Genomic DNA, 22,805 nt, shown 5'->3' on the forward strand with positions numbered 1-22,805 from the left:
TGATCCACGGGGGAACACATCATGACGAACGTGTCACGCAAGAAGGTCTCCGCCGCCGTCGCGTCCGCTGCCTTCCTGCTCCTGGCGGGCGCCGGCATCGTCGCCGCCCCGGCCAGCTACGCGGGCGTCCCCGGCGGCACCAGCGCCGTCGACCGCAACAGCGACTTCAACGGGGACGGCTACGACGACGTCCTCATCGGCGCCCCGGAGGGCACCGTCGACGGCAAGCAGGGCGCCGGTTACGTCACCGTCCAGTACGGCGCCCCGAACGGCATCGCCACCAACAACACCGTCCCCAAGGGCAAGACGGCCGTCATCAGCCAGTCCACGCCCGGCGTCCCCGGCACCTCGGAGACCTACGACTCCTTCGGCCAGGCCATCGCCACCGGCGACGTCAACGGCGACGGCTACGACGACGCGCTGATCGGCGCCCCCGGCGAGGACGAGGGCAGCCTCGAGAACGCCGGCCGCGTCACCGTCCTCTACGGCTCCAAGGCCGGCCTGGGCGCGGAGGCGAACACCTCCTTCACCTCCACCAAGCCCGCCGCGGGCGCCCGCTTCGGCCAGGCCGTGACGGCGGCCCGCTTCACCGGCGCCACCGACGCCGACGAGATGGCCGTCCTCGACGACAACGGCGCCCAGATCTTCGCCTACCACACCGACATCCTGCACCTGATGGGCACGCTGAACACGACCACGGCCCCCGGCGGCCACCGCATCCAGCCCGCCTACCTCACCACCGGCGACTACGACAACAACGGCTTCGCCGACCTGGTCATCTCGGGCTACAGCCCCGACGACGACTACCAGCAGGGCTGGTCGGCCCTCTACGCGGGCGGCGACACCGAGTTGACGTACCGTCAGGACCTGAACGGCGGCCTCGGCACCGCGTCCGGCGACATCAACCGCGACGGCTACGACGACCTGGTGGTCGGACAGCTGAGCAGCGCCGACGACAAGGCCGAGGGCGACGACGGGGGCAAGATCGCCGTCTACTACGGCAGTTCGGAGGGCGCCGCCGGTCCCGCGGACTGGTGGTCGCAGAACTCCCCGGGCGTACCCGGCACTTCGGAGCACGGCGACGCCTGGGGCAACGACCTCTCCGTCGGTGACGTCAACGGCGACGGTTACGCGGACATCGCCGTCGGCGCGCCCGGCGAGGACATCGGCACCGTCCAGGACGCGGGCGCCGTATGGCTGTTGCGCGGTTCGGGCAACGGCGTGACCGCGACCGGCGCCCAGTCCTTCGACCAGAACACCGCCGGCATCCCCGGCACCGCCGAGGCCGACGACGCCTGGGGCACCCAGGTCCGGCTGGCCGACACGGACGCGGACGGCCGCAGCGAACTGGTCGCCTCCGCGCCCGGCGAGAACTCCGCCGACGGCTATGTCTGGTTGCTCCAGGCCGGCCCCAACGGCCTGCTCGCGGACGGCTCTTCGCTCTACAGCGCGGCCGACCTCGGCGGCGCGGCGAAGGGCGCGCACTTCGGGGCGGCGATCGACGAGTAAGCGGTATGGTGGCGCCCGTACCGGCTCGGCAGCCGGTACGGGCGCCGTCCGTCAACTGGGGCGATCACAGCGCCTGTTCGGCCCAGATGACCTTGCCCGCCGGGGTGTACCGGGTGCCCCAGCGCTCCGAGAGCTGGGCCACCAGGAACAGACCCCGGCCGCCCTCGTCCGTCATCGCCGCGTACCGCAGATGCGGTGACGTGGTGCTGCCGTCGTAGACCTCGCAGATGAGGGTGCGGTCGCGCAACAGGCGTACGCGGACGGGGTCGTTGCCGTAGCGGATCGCGTTGGTGACCAGTTCGCTGAGGATGAGTTCGGTGGTGAACGTCAGCTCGTCCAGGCCCCAGTGGGTGAGCTGGCGGGTGACCGAGGCACGCATGTCGGAGACGGCCGCCGGGTCGGACGGCACGCGCCACTCGGCGATGCGGTCGGCGCCCAGGGCGCGGGTGCGGGCGACGATCAGGGCGATGTCGTCGCTCGGGCGTACCGACAACTCCGAGTCCAGGACGGCCCGGCAGGTGTCCTCGGGGGAGTCGCCGGAGTCGGTGAGCGCGGTGCGCAGCATCTCCAGGCCGACGTCGATGTCCCGCTCCCGGTCCTCGACCAGGCCGTCCGTGTACAGGACCAGCCGGGTGCCCTCGGCCAGCTCCAACTCGGCCGTCTCGAACGGGAGTCCGCCGAGGCCGAGCGGGGGACCGGCCGGGACGTCGGGGAACTCGACGGTGCCGTCCGGCCGGATCAGCGCCGGTGGCGGATGGCCGGCGCGGGCGACGGTGCAGCGCAGGGTCACCGGGTCGTAGATCGCGTACAGGCAGGTCGCTCCGGTGACCGGGGCGACGCTGTCCTCGGTCGTCTCGTCCTGGTCGATGCGGCCGACCAACTCGTCCAGCAGGCCCAGGAGTTCGTCGGGGGGAAGGTCCAGCGCGGAGAAGTTGTGGACCGCCGTGCGCAGTCGGCCCATCGTCGCCGCCGCGTGCAGACCGTGGCCCACGACATCGCCGACGACCAGGGCGACGCGGGCGCCGGACAAGGGCAGGACGTCGAACCAGTCGCCGCCGACCCCGGCCTTCGCGGGGAGATAGCGGTAGGCGACTTCGAGGGCGCTCTGCTCGGGCAGCCGGCGGGGCAGCAGACTGCGCTGGAGGGTCACCGCCATGCCGTGTTCGCGGGTGTAGCGGCGGGAGTTGTCGATCGAGACGGCCGCGCGGGCGACCAACTCCTCGGCGAGGGCCAGCTCTTCCGTGTCGAAGGGGTCGGGCTTGTCGGAGCGCCAGAAGTTGACCACGCCGAGGATGAGGGCACCGGCCCGCAGCGGCACGGTGATCAGCGAGTGGATGCCGTACTCGACGACCTGCGCGGTGCGTTCGGGGTCCTGGGTGAGCCAGCCGGGCGCGTCGCTCAGCCGGGGTTCGACGACGGCCTCGCCGGTGTCCAGGCTGCGTGCCTGCGGGGAGGACGCGATGAACTGGATCTGCTTGCCGACCGGGTAGAGCGGGGCGTCGTCCCGGACCCCGCTGGAGGCCGTGCGGCGCAGGTCGGTGCCGGGCTGCGGTTCCTCGCCGCTGAGGACGGCGTCGTAGAGGTCGACCGTGACGAAGTCCGCGAAGCGGGGGACGGCCAGTTCGGCGAGTTCCTCGGCGGTGCGGGTGACGTCCAGGCTGGTGCCGATGCCCACTCCGGCGTCGTAGAGCATGTTGAGGCGTTCGCGGGTGACCTCGGCGCGGCCGGAGAGGGCGCGGAGTTCCGTGGAGTCGCGGAGCGTGGTGACGCTGCCGGCCGGGCCGCCCTTGAGGTCGGTGGGGCGCTGGTTGACGGCGAGCAGCCGGTCGCCGACCCGGTGCACCTCGTCCGTCGCGACCCGCCCGGAGGCCAGCAGCGCGGTCATGTCGGCGTCGAGCCCGAGGTCGAGGACCAGACGCCCCTCGGCGTTCTCGGGCAGGTCGAGCAGCTGGCGCGCCTCGTCGTTCGCGAGCAGCAGGCGGCCCTCGCCGCCGACGATGATCACGCCCTCCCGTACGGCGTGCAGCACCGCGTCGTGGTGCTCGTACATCCGGGTCATCTCGTGCGGGCCCAGGCCATGGGTCTGGTGCTGGAGGCGTCTGGTGACCAGGGCCGTGCCCCCGAGGGCGAGGATGAGTGCCGCACCCGCGGCGGTCAGCAGGAGCGGCAGCTGCTGGTCGGCGGCGCCGCCGACGTTCGCCTTCGTCACCCCGGCCGACACCAGACCGACGACCTTGCCCCCGGGGCCCCTGACCGGGACCACGGCCTGCACCAGCGGTCCGATGGTGCCGGTGAGTTCCTCGGTGACGACGTGCCCGGCGAGCGCGGGGGCGATGTCCCCGACGAACTTCTTGCCGATGCGGTCCGGTTTGGGGTGGGTGTAGCGGATCCCCTCGGTGTTCATCACGACGATGAAGTCGACCTTGGACGTCTTCCGCGCGGCCTCGGCGCTCGGCTGCAGGATCGCGGTGGGGTCGGCGCTGCGCAGGGCCGCGACCGTGCCCGGCGCGTTGGCGAAGGTCTCGGCGACGGCCACCGAGCGGTTGCGGGCCTCCTGCGTGCTGTCGTGCCGCACCTGGAGGACCTGCGCCACCACGGCCGCCACGACCAGCAGCAGCACGATCACCACCTGCAGCATGAACACCTGCCCGGCGACGCTGCGGCCGCCCAGCGGCGCCCGCCGGTGTTCGGGCGTCCGACGGGCACGGTCGTACGGGCGCTGCGCGCGCAGACCGTCGGGGCGGTGGGTCGACCGGGCCCCGGGCCGACCCGTCAGGCGGACCATGTGCCCATGTCTACACTGCCCGACCTCAGGAGGCGAGGGGCGTCACAGGCGGTGACAGGCCGTGGCCGGCGGGGGGTCATGGGTGCCGTCCGGGCTTGGCGCGGCGGGCGGCGAGCAGCAGCGCGATGTCGTCGGGGCGGTCGGCCGCGTGCCGGGCCGCCGTGGTGAGCCGGTCGGCGACACCGGCCAGGGACCGCCCGCCCGGCCGCGCTGCGGGCCCGCCCGCCTTCGCGAGGGCGACGCGCAGGGCGGCGATGCCGTCGTCGATGTCGACACCGGGCCGCTCGACGAGGCCGTCCGTGTAAAGCGCGAGGATGGAGTCGGGCTCCAGGTACAGCTCCGCGACCGGGTACTGGGCGTGCGGGTCCACCCCGAGGACCACGCCCCCGGGTATGTCCCAGACGCGGGTGCGCCCGTCCGGGGTACGGATCAGCGGCGGCGGATGCCCGGCCCGCGCGACCCGGACCAGCCCGCTCGCCGGGTCCAGGCGGAGGTAGCAGCAGCTCGCGAACTGCCCGGGGTCGAGGTCGATGAGGAGGTGGTTCGTACCGCTCATCACCTCGTCGGGCGGCCGGTCGCCGAGCGCGAACGCCCTGACCGCGCTGCGGAGTTGACCCATGGTGGCGGCCGCCTGGACGCCGTGCCCCTGGACGTCGCCGATGACCAGGGCGAGACCGTCACCGGCCTCGACGACGTCGTACCAGTCGCCGCCCACCTCCATGCCCTGGGTGCCCGGGAGATAGCGTCCCGCGGTCTCCACCTGCGGGTGGGCGGAGAGCCGGCGGGGGAGGAGCGCCTGCTGGAGGCCGCGGGCGAGGGCGGCCTCGGAGTCGTAGCGCTGGGCCTTCTCCATCGCGTGGGCGATCAGTCCGGCGAGGGCGGTGAGCACCGCGCGCTCCTCGGTGCTGAAGCTGCGGGACCGGTCGAAGCCCAGGATGGCCGAGCCGACCGGGCGCCCGGACGCGATCAGCGGCAGGAACGCGCGGGCGCCCTCCTCCGCGTCCAGGGGGATGCCCGGGTAGGCGTCCGCGAGCTGCTGCATGGAGTCGAAGAAGAGCGGGCGTCCGGTGGTGAGGGTCTCGACCCCGGGCAGCCGGGTGTCGAGTCCGACGCCGTCGAAGGGGGCGAGGAAGCCCTGCGGGAAGCCGGTCTCCCAGGCCAGGTACAGATGCCGTTCCTGGAGCAGATAGATCGCGAGCCGCCGTCCGCCGAACGCGGGCAGCAGCTCCTTCATGACCACCGCGGACACCTGGCGGGCGGTGACCGCCTCCGTCAGCGCTATGGCGAGCACGATCGGCCGGTACAGCGGCGCGAGCGAGGTGACGCCGTTCCCCGGGGCGCTGTCCCCGTCGGTGTGCACGGGTACGAGCGGCGGTCCCACCACCCGGGTCGAGGGGGCGACCGTGCACGTCAGCTGGTCCTGCCCCGGATGGACGGCCATCGCGAGCCAGTCGCTCTCGTACGTCTCCTCGCCCTGCTCCCGCTCGTCCGGGCGCCGGACGTGGAAGTGCACCGGACCGAGCGACAGCAGGGCGCCGCGCAGCTGGTCCTCGCAGCCGATCTGGTTCAGCCAGGGCACGCCCTCCCACAGCGGGCGGCCCAGCAGCTCCTCGCGCGGCCGGCCCAGCAGCCGGGCGGCACGCGGATTGACGTAGGTGACCAGCCCCAGCCGGTCCAGGCAGAACACGCCGTCCGGCAGCAGATCGGCCACGCTGTCGGCGAGCGGTCCGGATCCCGGGTCGACGACGACACCGCTGACCGGGTACCCGCCGTCCGGCGGGAGTGGCCCGGTGGCGGGCGTCCACAGGTCCAGCAGGCGGGCCGAACCGTCCGCCGCCCGCACGCGAAGGGGCAGCGGCGGGGGTTTCCCGGCGGCCGTGGCCCGCAGCGCGGCCATGACCTGGTAGGTGTCGCCCGGCGCCACGACGTCCGCGAGCGCCTGCGCGGTGCCGGGGAACTCCGTGGGCTCCACCCCCATCAGGGCGTGCAGGGAGCCGTCCCCGGTCACGGCCGCGGTCCTCGGATCCCACGAGAACCGTGCCATGCGCCCCTCGGGGCGATGCGTGGCCGCCGTCCGGACGCACACGGGCTCGCCGTCCCAGGCGACGTACGGACCGTCCTCGTCCTTGTGCTCGTCCTCCAGCTCGGCCAGCGCCCGGCCCAGCTCCTCGGCCAGCCGGGTCATCCGGTCCAGGCCGGACAGCACCTCGGTGGCGTCCGCGGCGGAGGGCCGCAGCACGGTGAGCACGCCGTACGCCGTCGACCCGCCGATGACGGGGACGTACAGGGACCCGAACTGGAAGGGCAGGCTCGCGGCGAACTGGGGATAGCGGCGCATGGTCTCGGTGGCGTTCGGCAGGACCACGTGGACGCCGAGGCGGTAGGCGTCGGCGACGGGGAACTTGCTGTCGACGTGCAGCCGCCCCCAGGGCCGGAACAGCGGCCCTGGCAGCCCCGCCAGCACGCCGAGACGCAGCAGTCCGGGCGTGCTCGACCGCAGGTAGACGCCCCCGGAGTGGCCGCCGGCCGCGTCGATCGCCTCCGTCGAGGCGTCGATGAGCGGCTCGGCGAGCCGTCCGGGCGTCCCCTTCTCGCGCTCGGCACTCCCAGTCATTGGGGCTCTACCTCGTCCCTGTGGCGCCGGGTGGGTGACACAGCAAGAATGCGCCAGGACGCGGCCGGGGTCACCTGGGCGGACGGGATGGGCTGGTGGGGCACGGGTATCGCCGGTCCGTCGGGGGCTGATGAAGTGATCAAGAGTGACTCACGTGTGGATGGGGTCGGGTACGGGGTGCCGCCGGCGTTTCGCGGGTCAGGCGACGGGGGCGGGCCGACCAGGGGCGGTGCCGCGGTCGCCGGGGGTGCGGTTGTCGCACGCGAGCGTCCTTCCGGCGGACCGGGGTGTGGCCATGGGACTGAGCCCTTTCGGATCGACGCGACAAGTGAACAGACAGGGAAGATGAGCAGGCAGGCAGGAAAAGGGAGTTGAGATCCGACCCGCGTCAGCGATCGGTCCTCGACCCATGGCGTTCAGGATGGCGCAAACTACGCCTCGCGCGGGGCGAATTCGATCTGTTGCCCTAGCCGGTAGTGACCGGTCGGCCTCCGCTTCGCCGGCCATGTACCGCGGACCAGCGCCCACAGCCCCCGCCCATCTCACTCGCACCCCGATTGTTAGCCTCGGTCATGCCCAGTTACCCCCTGCTCCGTCACGGCTCGCGATGAGTACGACCGCCGCCGCCCCCTTCCCGCTCGGCGCCGAGACCACGCTCGCCGAACTCGCCCACGACCCGCACCCCCGGCTGGCGCGGCTCCGGGAGAGTGAACCCGTGTCCTGGCTGCCGGAGTTGGACGGCTGGCTGGTCACCCGGCGGGACCTCGCGCTCGGCGTGATGAAGGACGCGGTCACCTTCACCGTGGACGACCCGCGCTTCTCCACCGCCCAGGTCGTCGGGCCGAGCATGCTGTCCCTCGATGGGGAGCGGCACGCCCGGCACCGTGAACCCTTCACCGCGCCCTTCCGCCCGCGCGAAGTACGGGACGGCTTCGCCTCGTTCATCGAGGGCGAGACCGACCGGCTCGTCACCGCGCTGCGGCCGGCCGGCGCCGGTGAACTGCGGCGCGCCTTCGCGGGCCCGCTCGCGGTCGCCGTCGTGACCGAGGCCCTCGGACTGACCGGCACCACCCCGGACACGGTTCTCGCCTGGTACGACGCGATCGTGCGCGCGGTCTCGGACATCACGGCCGGGCACGAGGCGGGAGCCGACGGCACCACGGCGTACGCGGAACTGCGCGCCTCCGTCGAAGCGACCGTCGCCTACCGGGGCGGAGCCTCACTCCTCGGCTCCGCCGCCGCGCAGCTGACACTGCCCGAAGTGGCCTCCAACGCAGCCGTGTTGATGTTCGGCGGCATCGAGACCACCGAGGCGATGATCACCAACGCGCTGCTGCATCTGCTCCGGCACCCCGACCAACTCGCCCTCGTCCAGGCCGACATGAGTCTGCTGGACGGCGCGATCGAGGAGTCGTTGCGCCTCGAACCCGGCGCCGCCGTCGTGGACCGTTACGCTACCCGCGACACCGTCCTCGGCCCGGCCACGATCCGCGAGGGCGACCTGGTCACCGTCTCCCTCACCGGCGCCAACCGCGACCCGGCCGTCTTCCCCGACCCCGACCGGTTCGACGTCCGCCGCGAGAACGCCCGCCTCCAACTCGCCTTCGCCCACGGCCCGCACTACTGCCTCGCCGCCCACCTGGCCCGCCTGGAGACCCGTATCGCTCTCCGGCACCTCCTCGAACGACTCCCCGCCCTGCGCCTCGACCCGGACCACCCGACCGCCCCGCACGGCCTGGTGTTCCGCAAGCCGCCGACGCTGCACGTCCTGTGGGACGCCGTGACCTGACACGAGGGGTGCGACCGTTCTGACGACCCGTCAGAGACCCTTCACTCACGGCCCACTTGGCGCTCCATGACCTCCACCAGCCGCCCCAGCGCACTCAGCACCTGCTCCCGGTCCCCGCCCAGCCCCGCCAACAGCTGTACCTCGGCGGAGAGTTGGCGCGGGAAGAGGTCGTCCACGGCCTTGGCGCCGGCCGGGGTGATGGTCACCAGGGCGGCGCGCCGGTCGGCCGGGTTCGGGGTGCGGGCGATGAAGCCGCGCCGCTCCAGCTTGCCCAGGGCCTTGCTGACGCCCGCGCGGGACAGGCCGAGCCATTCGGCGAGGCGGCGGGCGATCACCGGGTCGGTCGCGTGCCGCAGGGGGATCAGCATGTCGACCTCGGGGGCGGTGAGCTCGGCGCCCGCGTAGAGGGGCTCGACCGCGCGGTTCAGGAGGCCGGTGGCGTGCTTGAGCAGGCCGATCAGCTCCATGGGCGAGGTGTCGAGACCGGGGTTGTGCTCGGTCCACTGGGCGCGGACGTCGGCGGGGGAGGGCGACATGCGGCTCGTTTCTCGCTTCCTGGACCGGGCTTTCGTAGGCCTTCGCAGGCCCGGTCCGCAGGATTTCATGGGTCTTCACGGGCTGACGAGGGCCTTCATCGGCCTTCACCGGTCCGTCATTGTTAACCGGTGAACCATCGGTTACCGTTACGGTCATGGTATCGCCGTCCCCCTCCAGTTCCGCCGCCGCGCGCCCCACCGCGCCGGCCGACTCCACCGACCCCTCGCGGCGCACAGCCGTCGCCCTGGTCGCCGTCCTCGCCGCGCTGACCGCGGTCGCCCCGCTCGCGACCGACATGTACGTCCCCGGTTTCCCCGCGATGGGGGACACGCTCGGGGCGAGCAGCTCGGCCGTGCAGCTGACGATGACCGCGTTCCTGGCCGGACTCGTCGTCGGTCAGCTGCTGATCGGCCCGCTCAGCGACAGCCTCGGCCGCCGCGGACTGCTGCTGTCCGGAACGGCCGCGTTCACGGTCTTCTCCGTCGCCTGCGCGCTCGCCCCCAATATCGAGCTCCTCACCGGTGCCCGGTTCCTCCAGGGCGTGTCGGGCGCGGCCGGCATGGTGCTGGCCCGCGCCGTCCTGACCGACCGCTTCCAGGGGGCCGAACTGCCCCGCTACTTCGCGGTCCTCTCCCAGATCATGGGTGTCGCTCCGGTCGCCGCACCGGTGCTCGGCGGCGCGATCCTCGCCGTGTCGACCTGGCGCGCTGTGTTCGTCGTACTGACCGTGATGGGCGGCCTGTTGCTGCTCGGTGTGGTCCGCAAGGTCCCGGAGACCCTGCCGCCGGAGCGGCGGCACGCCGGCGGGATCACCAACACCTTCCGCGCGATGGGGGAGTTGCTCGGCCGCCGTGCGTTCATGGGCTACGTCCTTGTCCTCGCGTTCATCTCGGCGGCGCTGTTCGCCTACATCAGCGGCTCCAGCTTCGTCTTCGAGAACCTGCACGGGGTGTCCGCCACGACGTACTCCCTGATCTTCGCCAGCAACGCCGTGGCGATGCTCATCGCGGGTGCGACCTTCTCCCAACTGGCCGGACGGGTACGGCTGAACAACCTCCTCGTGGGCGCGGTCGCCGTCGCCGCGGTCGGCGCGCTGGGGCAGGTGCTGCTGGTGCTGACGGTGGGGGAGACCCTCGCCGGCACCTGGATCGCCCTGTTCATCACGGCCGGCGGCATCGGCATGGTCTTCCCGTCGACCCTGAGCATCGGCCAGGCCCTCGGCCGCAACGCCCCGGGCGCGGCCTCCGCCCTCCTCGGCGGACTGCAGTTCCTGTTCGGCGCGGTCGCGGCACCGCTGGTGGGGGCGTTCGGGGAGGACAGTTCCCTGCCGATGGCGGTGATCATGCTGATCGCCGTGGCGGCGGCGGGAGTCGCACTGGTGGGGCTGGCAAGGCCGTGGGAGGGGCAGGGTGAACCGACCTCGGCCGCATAGGAACTGACGGTCCGTCTGGGGCCTTCAGTCTTCCGCGAGTTCCTTCGTTCGGTCGGCGGGATGCTCAAGGCCGGCGATCGGTTGTGGTTCCCGGGTTACGGGTCTGTCCCAACGGACCGTGACCGCCGACGAGTTGGCGACGGCGGCGGGAACGGCCGTGCGGGCTTGCGGTTGAGGGGTTCCGGTGCGTTGTGCCTGGTGATGGCGGGCGCCGTACGGGGAGGTGCGTGTAACAGGAATGTCCTATGCGGTGGTTGTGCGGAACGGTCGACCCGGCCGAGCCGCTCTTGATGATCAGAAACGCCCGCTCGTACCGACGATCCGTACGGCGCGGCAGGCACTGACACCACCGATCCTGAGGATGAATCGATGCGCGTTCACAAGCTCACCTTCGCCGCCCTGGCCGTCGCCGCCGGTCTCTCGCTCACGGCCTGCCAGAGCGACGACACCAGCACGGGAAAGAGTGACCCGTCGTCCGCGCCCACGGCGTCGCCCGCGTCCAACGTCTCGTCGTCGGGCGGCAGTTCGGACTCGGGCAGCTCAAGCCAGGGCGGAGCGAAGGCCACCACGGGAACCAGCTCCGGTGGGTCGAGCTCCGGCGGCACGGGTACGGGTACGGGTACGGGTACGGCGGCCGGTACCGGCTCCGACGCGAACGCCAAGGCCGGCAGGTGCCGTACCGACGAACTGGAGGTCACGGCGACGGACAACACCATCGACGGCGACGCCAACCGGACCGTCGTGGTCGAGTTCAAGAACGGCGGCGGCCGGGACTGCACGATCTCCGGGTACGCGGGCGTCGACCTGAAGACCAACGCGGGGACGGTGTCCGCGAAGCGCACCGGCCAGGAGACCACGTCGGCCGTCCTCAAGAACGGCAAGTCGACCTACTTCCCCATCAGTTACCCGTTCAACAAGTCGGGCGGCTCCGGCGTCCGCATCACCGGCCTGGTGGTGACCCCGCCGAACGAGACCAAGTCGGTCACCCTCAACTGGCCGGGCGCCGCCAGCCTGCCCGTCACGGACGGTTCCGGCACCTCCGTGACGGTCGGCCCGGTCGGCAGCGCGGGGCAGGGCGGCTGACCGGCCCAGGGATGAGCGACGCCCTGTTTGAGGGCTTCTACCGCCGCCAACTCCTTCGGCCCGATCGCGACTAGGAGTTCTTCGCCGCCCGGGCGCGATACGCCGCGACCGTCGCGCACCGGAGACGCCTGTGAGGGCGGTGTCGATCCGGTGCTGGTCCCGCGCTGCTTCGACTCGTAGGAGGCCCACGCGTCGAAAACGGTCAGGAAGTCGAAACCGGTCAGGAAACCGCCGTCATCCGCCGGGCTGGCCGCGCAAGACGCCCACAATCCGCCACATCGGCGATGACGCGGATTTCCGCCCTTTCCTGCCCCTACCTTCGGTCCCTCGGTGCCGAGCCCACGCGGCGCCGGTGCCAAGGGGGTTGAGGAGACAGTGGCTGAACGGCTTTACGGGGTGGACCCGTTGCTCGACGGGTTGGTGCCCGGTGTCGTCGGGATCGACCGGAACGACGGTCGGTGTGACCGGGTGGAACTGGCCGGCGGGAACCCCGTCATCGAACTGGTCGGCGGCCGGTGCAGCGGTAAGACCAGCGTGCTCGCGACCCTGGCCGCCGCCTACGCACCCCTCGTCCCGCTCGTGCGCGCGGACCTCGCCGCACCCGATTTCGGCGACCCGCTCCTCGCCGGTCTGCCCGACGCCCGCCCCGACGGCTCGCGCCTCACCGACCTGCTGTACCTGCTGTCGTACAAACTCGGCCTGAGGGTACGACGGACCACTCAGCCCCTGCGCTTCCCCCGCCTCGCCCTCGGACTGCTGGCCGTGACGGTCTGGCGCCCCGACGGGGCCTCCGAGGACGCCGGCGCCGCCCTGGCTCCGCAGGATCTGCGGCGCGCGGAGCGACGCCTCAAGGACGTCATCAGCCAGAACGGAGACGGCGGACCGGAGCGCCAGGCCCGGCTCGCCGAGTGGATCCAGGCCGCCGAACGGGCCGTTCCCGCCGGGGTGTCGGGCCTCGGCGCGCTGGAGGGCGCGGGCCGGGCCGCGCTCAGGACCGCCGCGCCCCGGCTGCTGCGGTCACGCGTCAATCGCGGCGCGCTGCGCTGGTGGGGCGACCATCTCGAACACGAGCAGGGCGACGCCGTACAGAAACTCTTCGGATTCGTACGGGACTTCCGTCGGCCGGGCGGCGACCAGGCCCGTCTGGAAGAGATCCTGATCAGCGCCTTCATCGCGGACATCACCCACCACTACGGCCCGCTGCGCCGCAAGAACGACGTGCCCCCGCCGCTGATCCTCCTCGACAACGCGCACGTGCCCCTCGGTTCGCGGCTCCTCGGACCGCTGCGGCGAAAGGGCGCCGACAAGGATGCGATGGGGCCGGTCGTCGTGGCCGCACGACTCGGCGACGCCTCGGCCCACCGTGCGTTGCGCGAGGTCGCCGACCCGGCGGCCGTCCTGGCGGACGGTGAACTGCGCCTGGGGCTGCCCTCGTTGGAGCGCGGCGACATCGGCCGCATCCTCGGCGCCTCGGACCGGCCGGCGTATCTGCCGCTGCTGATCGACCGGTTCGCCGGCGGCCGGGCGGGCAGCGCCCGGACCCTCGCCGAGGCGGCGGACGCCGTTCCCCACGGCCGAGCGCCCGACGCACAGCCTGCGGCCTCGCTGCTCGACGCCACCGCGCGGGACGGGAGCGGTACGACGGTGGAGCGGTTGCTGGCCGTGCTGCTGCCCGACCCCGCCAAGTGCTCCCGGCTGACACTGCTGGCCCCGGCCCTCGACATCGCGGCCGCCCGTCGGCTGTGGACCGGACTCCACCCCGGCGACACCCTGGCGCGGCGCGTGGACGATGCCCTCGAACTGCTCGAGGACGTCTGCTGGGAATCCGCTCCCTGGCCGGGCACCGACGGGTCCGTGCCTCTCGTCGCGGACCGGGGACTACGGCGCCTGCTGCTCCACCAGTTGCGGACCGGGACCGCACCGGAACGCTGGCGGCAGATCCATCAGCACCTGCGGAGCGGTTACGTGCCGCGGGAGCCGCTGCCGGACGGCGAGTTGGGCCCGATCCCGTTCGCGTATCTGCACCACACCCTCGCGCTGGGGCTCACGGAACCGGTCGTCCGCTCCCTGCACCATTGGCTCGGCCACAGCACACCGTCCGTGTGGCTGTCGGCCGTGAACATCGTCTGCGCCGCGCCGCGTCCTCCGGCGGGGTTCGAGGCCGAGGCCGTACCGGACGAGGGATCGTGCGGCGGCTGCGGACAGGGCCAACTCGCCGCCCGGGACGAGGTCGTCCACCGGGCCGTCGCCCGGCTGGTGGAAGCCCTGTGGGAGCAGTCGGACCCGCTCAACGCGCCCTGCCCCGACCGAATCGACCAAGTGGAGTCCGCGTTGCGCACGTTGCACGAGCACGAGGCCACCGACGCCTTCCGGCACGTTCTACGGCACTGGTCCGCGCTGCTGCGCGACGGGGTTCAGGCCCCGTACCTGACCGTGCCGGAAGGGAGCGGGCGATGAGGTTCCGCACCCCGGGTCGGCTGACCCGCCACGCGCTGCTCGCGGTGTTCCTGCTCGTCGTGTCGGCGGGTTCCTGGTTCGGGTACCGCGTCTACAGCGACACCTCTTGCGGCGAAGGCGTCCACGAGGAGTCGTCCCCGCACGAGTGCGTCGGAGTCACCGACGGCAGCGTGAGCTTCGACCCCGCGCTGGACCAGGTGTTCGCCCGCGTCAAGGCCGAGAACGACAGGGTGACCAACTCAGGTGCCCCATACGCCACGATCGCGCTGATGGTCCCGATGGACGTCGCCGGTCCGACGGCTCCGGTCGATCGCAAACACGTGCTGTGGGAGGTACAGGGCGCCTACTTCGCCCAGTACCGCGCCAACCACAGGGCCAACGGCCAGGCACCGGCCATCCGTCTGGTGCTGGCCAACCCCGGTCTCGGGGGCGGTCGTTGGCGCCCGGTCGCCGACCAGCTCGCGGAGATGGCGGCCTCGCCGGAGCACCGGCTGCGTGCCGTCTTCGGGTTTGACATCAGCCTGCCTACTACCCAGCAGTCCATCGCCTATCTGACGAACGAGAAGAAGATCCCCGTCGTCGGCGGCGCGCTCACCGCCGACGACATCGCCAACACGCCCCAACACCCGCACGACTACGAGGGGTTGGTCCGGGTCAACCCCAGCAACACCGACCAGGCCGCCGCTCTCGCCCACGCCGACCGCGGGGTCGGGGTGCGGCAGACCGTGCTGGTGGAGGACGCGCGGAACGACGACAACTACATCACCAGCCTCCGGAAGGTCTTCGAGGCGCGGACCGAGGGTGCCTCACTGGCACCCGAGCAGTTCCATTCCCCGCCGAAGATCAGCACGGAGGGCACGACGTCGAACGACTTCCGGCAGATCGTCGCCAACATCTGCGAATCCCCGGCCAAGGAGATCTACTTCGCGGGCCGTCCGGTCCAACTCCGCCAGTTCCTCAACGAGTTGGGCAACCGGGGCTGCCGTACCCGCCCGTACACCGTCATCACGGGACCGGCCGCCAACGCCCTTCCCCTGGACCGTGCTCTGGAGTGGGACACCCTCCGGCACGGCGTCACGCTGGAGTTCACCGCCTCCTCCCACCCGGACGCCTGGACCGGCCCGAACGCCCCGGGCACCGGCGGCTCGGCTGAGGCCTTCCGGACGCTGAAAGAACTGACGAGGCGTCAAGTGACGGGCTCCGTCGGCCCGGTGGACCTGGGCGACTCCCGCGCCATCATCACCTACGACTCGGCGTGGACGGCGATCGAGGGTATCCGCGACGAGGTCGTCCACGGCCACGCGGTCCCCTCCACCGACGAGGTCCGCAACGCCTGGCTGCGCCTGCACGGCGCCCACCGCGTCGAGGGTGCCAGCGGCTGGATCTGCCTCGACAACCAGGGCAACCCCTACGACAAGGCGGTCGCCGTCGTCCGCCTCGACCCCGTCACCCGCACCGACCGGTTCGTCGCCCTGTCCTGGCCAACAGGCCATGCCCCGAACGGGAGTTGTACGGCGCCGCGCGCTCCGGCGGCCTGACAGCCCGCAGGGATGAGCGCGCCCGGCTCCCGACGATCTCGATCGCGTTGCGGATACCCGACCGCGAGGCCAACTCCGTTGTGCCCAGGGCAAGATCGGCACCACGCCGGTCGATGCCGCACCACAGGAGTCACCCATGCCGAAGCTCGAAGTCAACGGCGCAGTACTCGTGTACGACGACGAGGGCCCCCGTGACGGAGACGGCGGCGTGCCGCTCGTGTTCATCCACGGGTGGACGGCCAACCGGCACCGCTGGGACGACCAGTTCGCACACTTCGCGGCAAGGCGGCGGGTCATCCGGCTCGACCTGCGAGGCCACGGGGAGAGCACCGGCGCGGGAGCGCGGACCGTCGCCGAACTCGCCGCGGACGTCGTCGCGTTGCTCGATCACCTGGAGGTCGGCCGGTTCGTGCCGGTCGGGCACTCCATGGGCGGGATGATCGCCCAGACCCTCGTCCTGGACCATCCCGAGCGGGTCGAGCGGATGGTGCTGGTCGACTCGATCAGCCGCATGACCTACAGCCGGTCGCGCGGACTCCTGCTCGCGGTGTCCACGCTGCTGCCGTTCAAGCTGTTCGTCGCCGTCAACATCCAGCGCGCCTTCGCCCCCGGCTACCCCAAGGAGAAGATCCGCGAGTACATCAACGCCTCCGCCGCGACGCCCCGCGAGGTCGTCATGACCTGCTACGGCGCGATGCGGGCCTTCGACGTACTGGACCGCGTCGGCGGGATCAGCGCGCCGACGCTCATCGTGCACGGGTACCACGACATCCAGTTGCCCCTCTCGCAGATGCTGCGGATGGCCAACGCCTACCCGGACGCGATCGTCCGGATCGTGGACGCCGGGCACGAACTGCCCGTGGAGAAACCGGCCCAACTCACCGCGCTGCTCGCCGACTTCGTGTCGACGCCGGCCTGAGACCAGCCGCCGCCCACCTCAAGCCGGCCGTACCAGCCCCGCGTCGTACGCGAAGATCACCGCCTGCACCCGGTCCCGCGCGCCGATCTTCGCGAGGATGCGGCTGACGTGGGACTTGACGGTGGACTCGGCCAGGCAGAGGCGCTCGGCGATCTCGGTGTTGCTCCAGCCGGCCGCCATGACCGTGAGGACCTCGCGTTCGCGGTCGGTGAGGGCGTCCAGGCGGCGGTCCTGTTCGGCGGTGCGGCCGGGCATGCGGTCGGCGAAGGCGTCGATGAGTTTGCGGGTCAGGCCGGGGGAGATGACGGCGTCCCCGGCGGCCACCGCGCGGATACCGGCGACGAGTTCCTCGGGCAGCGCGTCCTTGAGGAGGAAGCCGCTGGCCCCGGCGCGGAGTGCCGCGTACGCGTACTCGTCGAGGTCGAAGGTGGTCAGCACCAGGACGCGGGAGCGGCCGCCCGACCGCACGATCCGGCGGGTGGCCTCGATGCCGTCCATGCCGGGCATGCGGACGTCCATCAGGACGACGTCGGGGCGGAGTTCGGCCGCCAGCCGGACCGCCTCGCCGCCGTGCGTGGCCTCGCCGACGGTGCTCAGGTCGGGGTACTGCTCGATGAGCATGCTGAAGCCGAGGCGCTGGAGGGCCTGGTCGTCGACGATGAGGACGGTGGTCATGCCGGGTGCTTCTCCGTGAGGTCGGGGGCGGTGGGGAGGGGGACCAGGAGGGCGCGGACGGTCCAGCCGCCGCGGGAGTTGGGGCCCGCGACGACCTGTCCGCCGTAGAGCGCGGCCCGTTCGCGCATGCCCACGAGGCCCTTGCCCTGTTCGTCGGTGCCGGACGCCTTGTGCGGGCCGGTGTCCTCGACGGTGACGATCACCGCGTCCGGGGCGGCCGTCACCGTGACCTCGACGGTCGTGTCCGGTGCCGTGTGCTTCAGCGTGTTGGTGAGGGCTTCCTGCACGATGCGGTAGACGGCGAGCTGAAGTCCCTGGGCGAGACCGGTGAGTTCGCCCTTGAGGCGGAGGGTCGCGGCGGGGCCCGCGGCCCGCACCCGTTCCATCAGGGCGCCCAGATCGGCCAGTCCGGGCTGGGGCGCGAGCGGGGTGTCGTCGGGCTCGTCGTCATGGATGACGGCGAGCAGCCTGCGCAGTTCGGCCAGCGCGCCGCGCCCGCTGTCGGCGATGATCCGCAGGGTGTCCGCGCCCCGCTTCGGCTTCGCCTCGGCGAGTCCGGCGGCGCCGCCCGCGAGGCCGACGATCACGGCGAGGGTGTGACCGAGGATGTCGTGCATCTCCCGTGCCACACGGGCGCGTTCGGTCGCCGCGGCCAGCTGGGCGCGCTGGTCGCGCTCCATCTCCAGCCGTACGGCGTGCTCCTGGAGGGCCTCGATGTAGGCGTTCACCAGTTTTCCGGCCAGCCCCAGCGCGGCCATCGACAGGATGGCGACCACGGCCAGGAACGCCAGCACCGGGGTACCCGCTTGGCTCGACCCCTTGAGGCCGTTGAAGAAGACGATCGACACGAAAGTCTGCAGGAGGTTGTACACCACTCCCACGGCAAGCTGCCCGGGAGCACCGAAGCGCCCCAGGTTGAGCAGCGCCACCAGCTGGGTCGCGCTCGAACCCGAGTCCACCCCCAGGAACAGGGCCACCTCGGAGAGGGCGACCAGGAAGGCGAAGACCAGCACGGGCCGCTGCCTGCGCCACAGCAACGGCACGGTGTACCCCGCTGTGATCGCGAGCACCAGCACGAAGTGGGGGCCGGAGTCGCGGGCCGCGAGCACCAGCGCCGGGATGCCGCCGAGGGCGTAGAAGGCGGGCACCCCCCACCGTCTGACCCGCGGATGCGCCACATCGGCCTCCCGCACGCGTGCGAGCCACGTGAGCAGCCGGACGACCGACCGGTACTCGGAGTCGCCCAGCCGGGTCTGCCCGATCAGGATCTGGGGTTTGACGGTCCGGTCCGTCGGCGGTGCGGTCACGGGAGACACCCTCCATGGTGCAGGCGGGCCGCCCGCCGGTCCCGGGGGGAAGGGGACCGGCGGGCGGGGACGGTGCGGTCGACAGGGGCGGGGCCGTACGGCCGGGAACGGCGTCCTGGTGTGGATCGTACGGCCGCCGCCTCAGCTCTTGCCGGTGGCGCCGGACGACACGGGCGCCCGGCCCGGGCCGGTGGAGCCGTCGTCCGGGGTCTCGGTCAGCAGGTGGCGCAGCCCTTCGCCCTCGACGTCGACGTTGGGCAGCACCCGGTCCAGCCAGCCGGGCAGCGTCCAGGCGCGGCGGCCGAGCAGGGTCATGACCGCGGGCACGAGCGTCATCCGGACGACGAAGGCGTCGAAGAGGACGGCGGCCGCGAGACCCAGGCCGATCGACTTGATCAGCGCCACGTCGTCCAGCAGGAACCCGGCGAACACGGAGATCATGATGACCGCGGCGGCCGTGACCACCCGGGCGCTGTACCGGAACCCCGCGATCACCGCCTCCGTGGGCTCGGCCCCGTGGACGTACGCCTCCCGCATCCGGGTCACCAGGAACACCTCGTAGTCCATGGCGAGTCCGAACACCACGCCGATCATGAAGATCGGCAGGAGGCTCACGATCGGCGAGGTCTGGTCGACGCCGAACAGGTCCGCCAGCCAGCCCCACTGGAACACCGCGACCACCACACCGAGCGTGGCGAGCACGCTGAGCAGGAAGCCGAGGGCCGCCTTGAGCGGGACCAGGATCGAGCGGAAGACGAGGAGCAGCAGGACCAGGGCCAGGCCGACGACCACACCCAGGTAGGGGATCAGGGCGCCGCTGAGCTTGTTGGACGCGTCGATGTTCAGCGCGGTGGTGCCGGTGACCATCAGTTCGGCGCCGGTGTCGTCCTTCAGGGCGGGGCCCCGGTCGCGGATCTCGGAGACCAGGTCGACGGTGGCCGCGCTGGTGGGCGAGCTCTTCGGCACGACGGAGATCAGCGCCACCTCGCCGCTCTGGTTGAACACCGCCGGGCGTACGGCTGCGACGTCGGACAGCTTGCCGAGCTGGGCGACCGCGTCCTGCGCGGCCGTCTTGGCGTCGCTGCTGCCCTGGCCGTCGATGACCACGGTCAGCGGGCCGTTGTAGCCGTCGCCGAACCCCTTGGTGATCGTGTCGTAGGCGATGCGCTCGCTGGTGCCGGGCGCGGACGTGCTGTCGTCGGGCAGGGACAGGCGCATCGACAGGGCGGGGATGGCGAGGACGCCGAGCCCGACGACCGAGACGACCAGCATCTTCAGCGGGTTGCGGGTCACGAACCGGGCCCAGCGCACGCCCGTCGTCTCGCCCTTGCCGTCCTCCTGGAGAGCGCGCATCCGGCGGCTGGTGAACCGGCTGCCCATGATCCGCATCCCGGCGAAGCCCAGCACCGCGGGCAGCAGGGTCAGCGCGATCAGTACGGCGACGACGACCGCGAAGGCGGCGCCCAGGCCCATGGTGGTCAGCATGCTGATGCCGATGATGCTGAGCCCGGCCAGGGCGATGACGACGGTGAGACCGGCGAACACCACCGCGGAACCGGCGGTGCCCAGGGCGCGGCCCGCGGCCTCCTCCGGCTCGTGACCGTCGCGGATCTCGCTGCGGTACCGGGAGACGATGAACAGGGCGTAGTCGATGGCCACGGCGAGGCCCAGCATCAGCGCCAGCGTCGAGGCGGCCGAGCTGAGGTTGAAGACCGAGCTGGCGAGCGTGATGGCGGCGACCGCCGTGCCGACCCCGAAGATCGCCGTCAGCAGTGGCAGCCCGGCCGCGAGGAGCGACCCGAAGGTGATGACGAGCGCCACGGCCGCGATCAGCAGACCGATCAGCTCGGTGCTGCTGCTGCCCGCCTTCTCCTGTACGGCGTTGCCGCCCATGCTGACCGCGAGACCGGCCTTCTCACCCCGGTCGGCCACGGAGTGCAGCGCGGCGCGCGCCGCGTCGGTGACGTCCGGCTGGCCGACCTTGTAGGTGACCTGGGCGTAGGTGATGGTGCCGGACTTGCTGATCAGGCCGCTTTGGTACGGGTCGGCGACGCTCGCGACCTGGGGCGCCTTCTTGAGGTCGGCGATCAGCGACTGGACCTCGGCCTTGTCCGCGCCGGAGGCCAGGGTGTGCCCCTTGGGCGCCTCGAACACCACGCGGGCGGTGGCGCCGGAGGCCGATGCCTGCGGGAACTCCTTCTCCAGCAGGTCGATCGCCTTCTGCGACTGCGTGCCGGGGAGGCTGAAACTGTCGGACGTGCTCGTCGAGACGTTCATGGCACCGATGCCGACGACCGCCAGGACGGCGATCCACAACATCAGGACGAGCCGTCGCCGCCTGAACGAGAACCGGCCCAGCCGGTAGAGGAGGGTGGCCATGGGGTACTCCCACCAGGTTCGATAGAAAGAGGAGGGCCTGCGCGACCCACGCCTTCACGCTATGAGCGGCTTTCCTCGCGTCCGCAGCACCGGGGAAGTGAAAGCGGCCGGGGTGACTAGTACCGGGGTACTAGGCCCTCTCCACCCTCCAGTCGAGGTGGGCGACCCTCACGGTGCCGGTGGGCACCGTGATCCGTCCCACACGATCCGGGACAAGAGCCGGTTATGGTGACCAGGCGAATCGAACGGGGACAGAACCGGCGGAGGACACCGTGTCGGACGAAGGGCGTCGCATCGCCGGGCGCTACCGGCTGACCGAGCAGATCGGCCGGGGCGGCATGGGCACCGTCTGGCGGGCCGACGACGAGGTGCTCGGCCGCCAGGTCGCGGTCAAGCGACTCCACGCCCGCCCGGAACTCTCCGCCGACGAACTCGCCACCCTCTTCGAGCGCACCCGCCGGGAGGCCCGCAGCGCCGCCCGCATCGCGCACCCGAACGTGATCGTCGTCCATGACGTCGTGGACGACGAGGGGCGCCCCTGCATCGTCATGGAGTACGTCCCCGGCCCCACGCTCGCCGAACTCCTCGAGGACGGCCGGACCCTCCCGTACCAGGAGGCGGCCCGCATCGGCCTCGACATGGTTGCCGCCCTGCGCGCCGCCCACGCCGCCGGTGTGCTGCACCGCGACGTCAAGCCCGGCAACGTCCTCCTCGGCGCCGGCGACCGGCTCGTCCTCACCGACTTCGGCATCGCCATGACGGACGGGACGTCGACCCTCACCAAGACCGGCGAGATGGTCGGCTCCATCCACTACATGGCCCCGGAACGCATCCGCGGGCTCACCCCCGGCACCGCCTCCGACCTGTGGGCCCTGGGTGCCACGCTCTACCAGGCCGTCGAGGGACGCCCGCCGTTCCGCCGGGTCACCGCGATGGAGACCGCGTACGCCATCGCCGTGGACCCGCTCGAACCCATGAAGCAGGCCGGACCGCTGGAGCCGCTCATCGAGGCCCTGCTCATCAAGGAGCCCGGTGAACGGCCGACGGCGGAACAGACGGAACGGGCCCTGCAGACCGCCTGGTGGGGCGAGTCGACGGCCCAACTCCAGCCACCGGAAGCCGACTTGACCGCCGCAGCGCCGGAGCCGAAACCCGCGGGAGACTCCGGCCGCGGGCGGCGCCGGAGCCGCAAGGGGCTCATGATCGGGGCGATCTCCACCGCCGTGGCCGCCGCTGTCGCGGCCACGGCGTTCGTGCTGCACACGACGTCCAAGTCCGCGCCCGGGCACGCGACTTCGCGGCCCACGACGACGGCCTCGGCCTCGGCGTCGCCCGTGCCGGAGGGCTATCACCTCGTCCGGGACCGTCAACTCGGCGTCTCCTTCCCGGTTCCGGACGGCTGGAAGGCCGGTAAGCGGACGGCGGAGGGCGTCACCTACACCGACGAGACGGGCCTGGCCGGGCTCACCATCGGGATCGTGGACCCGGCGGGGCCCAACCCAAGCACGCACTTCGTGGACATCGAGGCCAACACCAAGGTCAACTACCCCTCGTACCGCAGGCTCCGCATGCAGCAGACCACCTTCCAGCAACAGCCCGCCGCCATCTGGGAGTTCACCTTCCAGGGCCGGGCCCGGGTGTTCCGCGCCATCGACCTCGGCTTCGGCCGGGAGGGCGGCCGCGAGTACGACATCTATCTCTCGGCCCCGGACGCGAAGTGGGACACCTACCGGCCCGTCTTCGACACGGCCAGGGACGGCTTCGTCACGAGCGCGTCGTAA

Annotated in this window: 14 protein-coding genes; 8 read left to right on the forward strand and 6 right to left on the reverse strand. The window is 71.9% G+C overall.

Annotation, left to right across the window (positions count from 1 at the left end):
* Nucleotides 1-21 precede the first annotated feature (21 nt).
* Nucleotides 22-1,509, forward strand: coding sequence for an FG-GAP-like repeat-containing protein (locus tag OO69_RS11280; RefSeq protein ID WP_033280375.1), 1,488 nt, complete (start codon nucleotides 22-24; stop codon nucleotides 1,507-1,509).
* Nucleotides 1,510-1,573: 64 nt separating this feature from the next.
* Here the strand turns inward: OO69_RS11280 and OO69_RS11285 are convergent, their stop codons facing one another.
* Together OO69_RS11285 and OO69_RS11290 are read right to left on the reverse strand one after the other, a co-directional pair.
* Nucleotides 1,574-4,294: a SpoIIE family protein phosphatase/ATP-binding protein gene (locus tag OO69_RS11285; RefSeq protein WP_033280376.1), complete on the reverse strand. Its 2,721-nt coding sequence runs from the start codon at nucleotides 4,292-4,294 to the stop codon at nucleotides 1,574-1,576.
* A 76-nt stretch (nucleotides 4,295-4,370) separates the two neighbouring features.
* Nucleotides 4,371-6,908 (reverse strand): SpoIIE family protein phosphatase, encoded by a 2,538-nt coding sequence (locus tag OO69_RS11290; RefSeq protein ID WP_033280377.1) that lies wholly within the window; start codon nucleotides 6,906-6,908, stop codon nucleotides 4,371-4,373.
* A gap of 607 nt (nucleotides 6,909-7,515) precedes the next feature.
* Between OO69_RS11290 and OO69_RS11295 the strand changes: the two genes are divergently transcribed.
* Entirely contained in the window at nucleotides 7,516-8,697 is a 1,182-nt protein-coding gene (locus OO69_RS11295) for a cytochrome P450 (RefSeq protein ID WP_033280378.1), read from the forward strand.
* Between the two features lie 41 nt (nucleotides 8,698-8,738).
* On the opposite strand, the gene OO69_RS11300 is transcribed toward OO69_RS11295, so the two are convergent.
* A complete protein-coding gene (locus tag OO69_RS11300) occupies nucleotides 8,739-9,233 on the reverse strand; it encodes a MarR family winged helix-turn-helix transcriptional regulator (protein WP_033280379.1) in 495 nt (164 codons plus the stop codon).
* Between the two features lie 155 nt (nucleotides 9,234-9,388).
* Here OO69_RS11300 and OO69_RS11305 point away from each other — a divergent pair, with 155 nt between their 5' ends.
* The 5 genes from OO69_RS11305 to OO69_RS11325 all read left to right on the forward strand — a co-directional run bounded on the left by OO69_RS11305 (nucleotide 9,389) and on the right by OO69_RS11325 (nucleotide 16,663).
* Nucleotides 9,389-10,666 (forward strand): multidrug effflux MFS transporter, encoded by a 1,278-nt coding sequence (locus OO69_RS11305; RefSeq protein ID WP_033280380.1) that lies wholly within the window; start codon nucleotides 9,389-9,391, stop codon nucleotides 10,664-10,666.
* A gap of 369 nt (nucleotides 10,667-11,035) precedes the next feature.
* Nucleotides 11,036-11,749, forward strand: a complete 714-nt coding sequence (locus OO69_RS11310) for a DUF4232 domain-containing protein (RefSeq protein ID WP_033280381.1) — start codon at nucleotides 11,036-11,038, stop codon at nucleotides 11,747-11,749.
* Between the two features lie 375 nt (nucleotides 11,750-12,124).
* Nucleotides 12,125-14,206: a hypothetical protein gene (locus tag OO69_RS11315; protein WP_033280382.1), complete on the forward strand. Its 2,082-nt coding sequence runs from the start codon at nucleotides 12,125-12,127 to the stop codon at nucleotides 14,204-14,206.
* Nucleotides 14,203-15,744, forward strand: a complete 1,542-nt coding sequence (locus tag OO69_RS11320) for an ABC transporter substrate-binding protein (RefSeq protein ID WP_033280383.1) — start codon at nucleotides 14,203-14,205, stop codon at nucleotides 15,742-15,744. The genes OO69_RS11315 and OO69_RS11320 overlap by 4 nt, the downstream gene beginning before the upstream one ends.
* Nucleotides 15,745-15,880: 136 nt before the next feature.
* Nucleotides 15,881-16,663 carry an alpha/beta fold hydrolase gene (locus OO69_RS11325; RefSeq protein WP_033280384.1) on the forward strand — a complete coding sequence of 261 codons (783 nt, stop codon included), beginning with the start codon at nucleotides 15,881-15,883 and terminating at the stop codon, nucleotides 16,661-16,663.
* 18 nt (nucleotides 16,664-16,681) lie between these two features.
* Here the strand turns inward: OO69_RS11325 and OO69_RS11330 are convergent, their stop codons facing one another.
* The 3 genes from OO69_RS11330 to OO69_RS11340 all read right to left on the reverse strand — a co-directional run bounded on the left by OO69_RS11330 (nucleotide 16,682) and on the right by OO69_RS11340 (nucleotide 21,024).
* Entirely contained in the window at nucleotides 16,682-17,338 is a 657-nt protein-coding gene (locus tag OO69_RS11330; protein WP_033280385.1) for a response regulator, read from the reverse strand.
* The gene (locus tag OO69_RS11335) at nucleotides 17,335-18,654 is read right to left on the reverse strand and encodes a histidine kinase (protein WP_051800922.1); all 1,320 of its coding nucleotides are present in this window, start codon (nucleotides 18,652-18,654) and stop codon (nucleotides 17,335-17,337) included. Before OO69_RS11335 ends, OO69_RS11330 begins: the two co-directional genes overlap by 4 nt.
* Before the next feature lie 132 nt (nucleotides 18,655-18,786).
* Complete coding sequence (locus tag OO69_RS11340; protein WP_033280387.1) at nucleotides 18,787-21,024, reverse strand: MMPL family transporter; 2,238 nt, start codon at nucleotides 21,022-21,024, stop codon at nucleotides 18,787-18,789.
* A gap of 272 nt (nucleotides 21,025-21,296) precedes the next feature.
* On the opposite strand from OO69_RS11340, the gene OO69_RS11345 reads away from it, so the two are divergent.
* The gene (locus OO69_RS11345; RefSeq protein ID WP_033280388.1) at nucleotides 21,297-22,805 is read left to right on the forward strand and encodes a serine/threonine-protein kinase; all 1,509 of its coding nucleotides are present in this window, start codon (nucleotides 21,297-21,299) and stop codon (nucleotides 22,803-22,805) included.

The sequence above is a fragment of the Streptomyces sp. NRRL F-525 genome (assembly GCF_000716605.1).
Lineage (GTDB): Bacteria > Actinomycetota > Actinomycetes > Streptomycetales > Streptomycetaceae > Streptomyces.

Coding starts and splice junctions, on each gene's coding strand:
- OO69_RS11290 (WP_033280377.1), bottom strand. CDS start 6,908: ATGACTGGGAGTGCCGAGCGCGAGAAGGGGACGCCCGGACGGCTCGCC.
- OO69_RS11340 (WP_033280387.1), bottom strand. CDS start 21,024: ATGGCCACCCTCCTCTACCGGCTGGGCCGGTTCTCGTTCAGGCGGCGA.
- OO69_RS11280 (WP_033280375.1), top strand. CDS start 22: ATGACGAACGTGTCACGCAAGAAGGTCTCCGCCGCCGTCGCGTCCGCT.
- OO69_RS11325 (WP_033280384.1), top strand. CDS start 15,881: ATGCCGAAGCTCGAAGTCAACGGCGCAGTACTCGTGTACGACGACGAG.
- OO69_RS11295 (WP_033280378.1), top strand. CDS start 7,516: ATGAGTACGACCGCCGCCGCCCCCTTCCCGCTCGGCGCCGAGACCACG.
- OO69_RS11310 (WP_033280381.1), top strand. CDS start 11,036: ATGCGCGTTCACAAGCTCACCTTCGCCGCCCTGGCCGTCGCCGCCGGT.
- OO69_RS11285 (WP_033280376.1), bottom strand. CDS start 4,294: ATGGTCCGCCTGACGGGTCGGCCCGGGGCCCGGTCGACCCACCGCCCC.
- OO69_RS11300 (WP_033280379.1), bottom strand. CDS start 9,233: ATGTCGCCCTCCCCCGCCGACGTCCGCGCCCAGTGGACCGAGCACAAC.
- OO69_RS11320 (WP_033280383.1), top strand. CDS start 14,203: ATGAGGTTCCGCACCCCGGGTCGGCTGACCCGCCACGCGCTGCTCGCG.
- OO69_RS11330 (WP_033280385.1), bottom strand. CDS start 17,338: ATGACCACCGTCCTCATCGTCGACGACCAGGCCCTCCAGCGCCTCGGC.
- OO69_RS11305 (WP_033280380.1), top strand. CDS start 9,389: ATGGTATCGCCGTCCCCCTCCAGTTCCGCCGCCGCGCGCCCCACCGCG.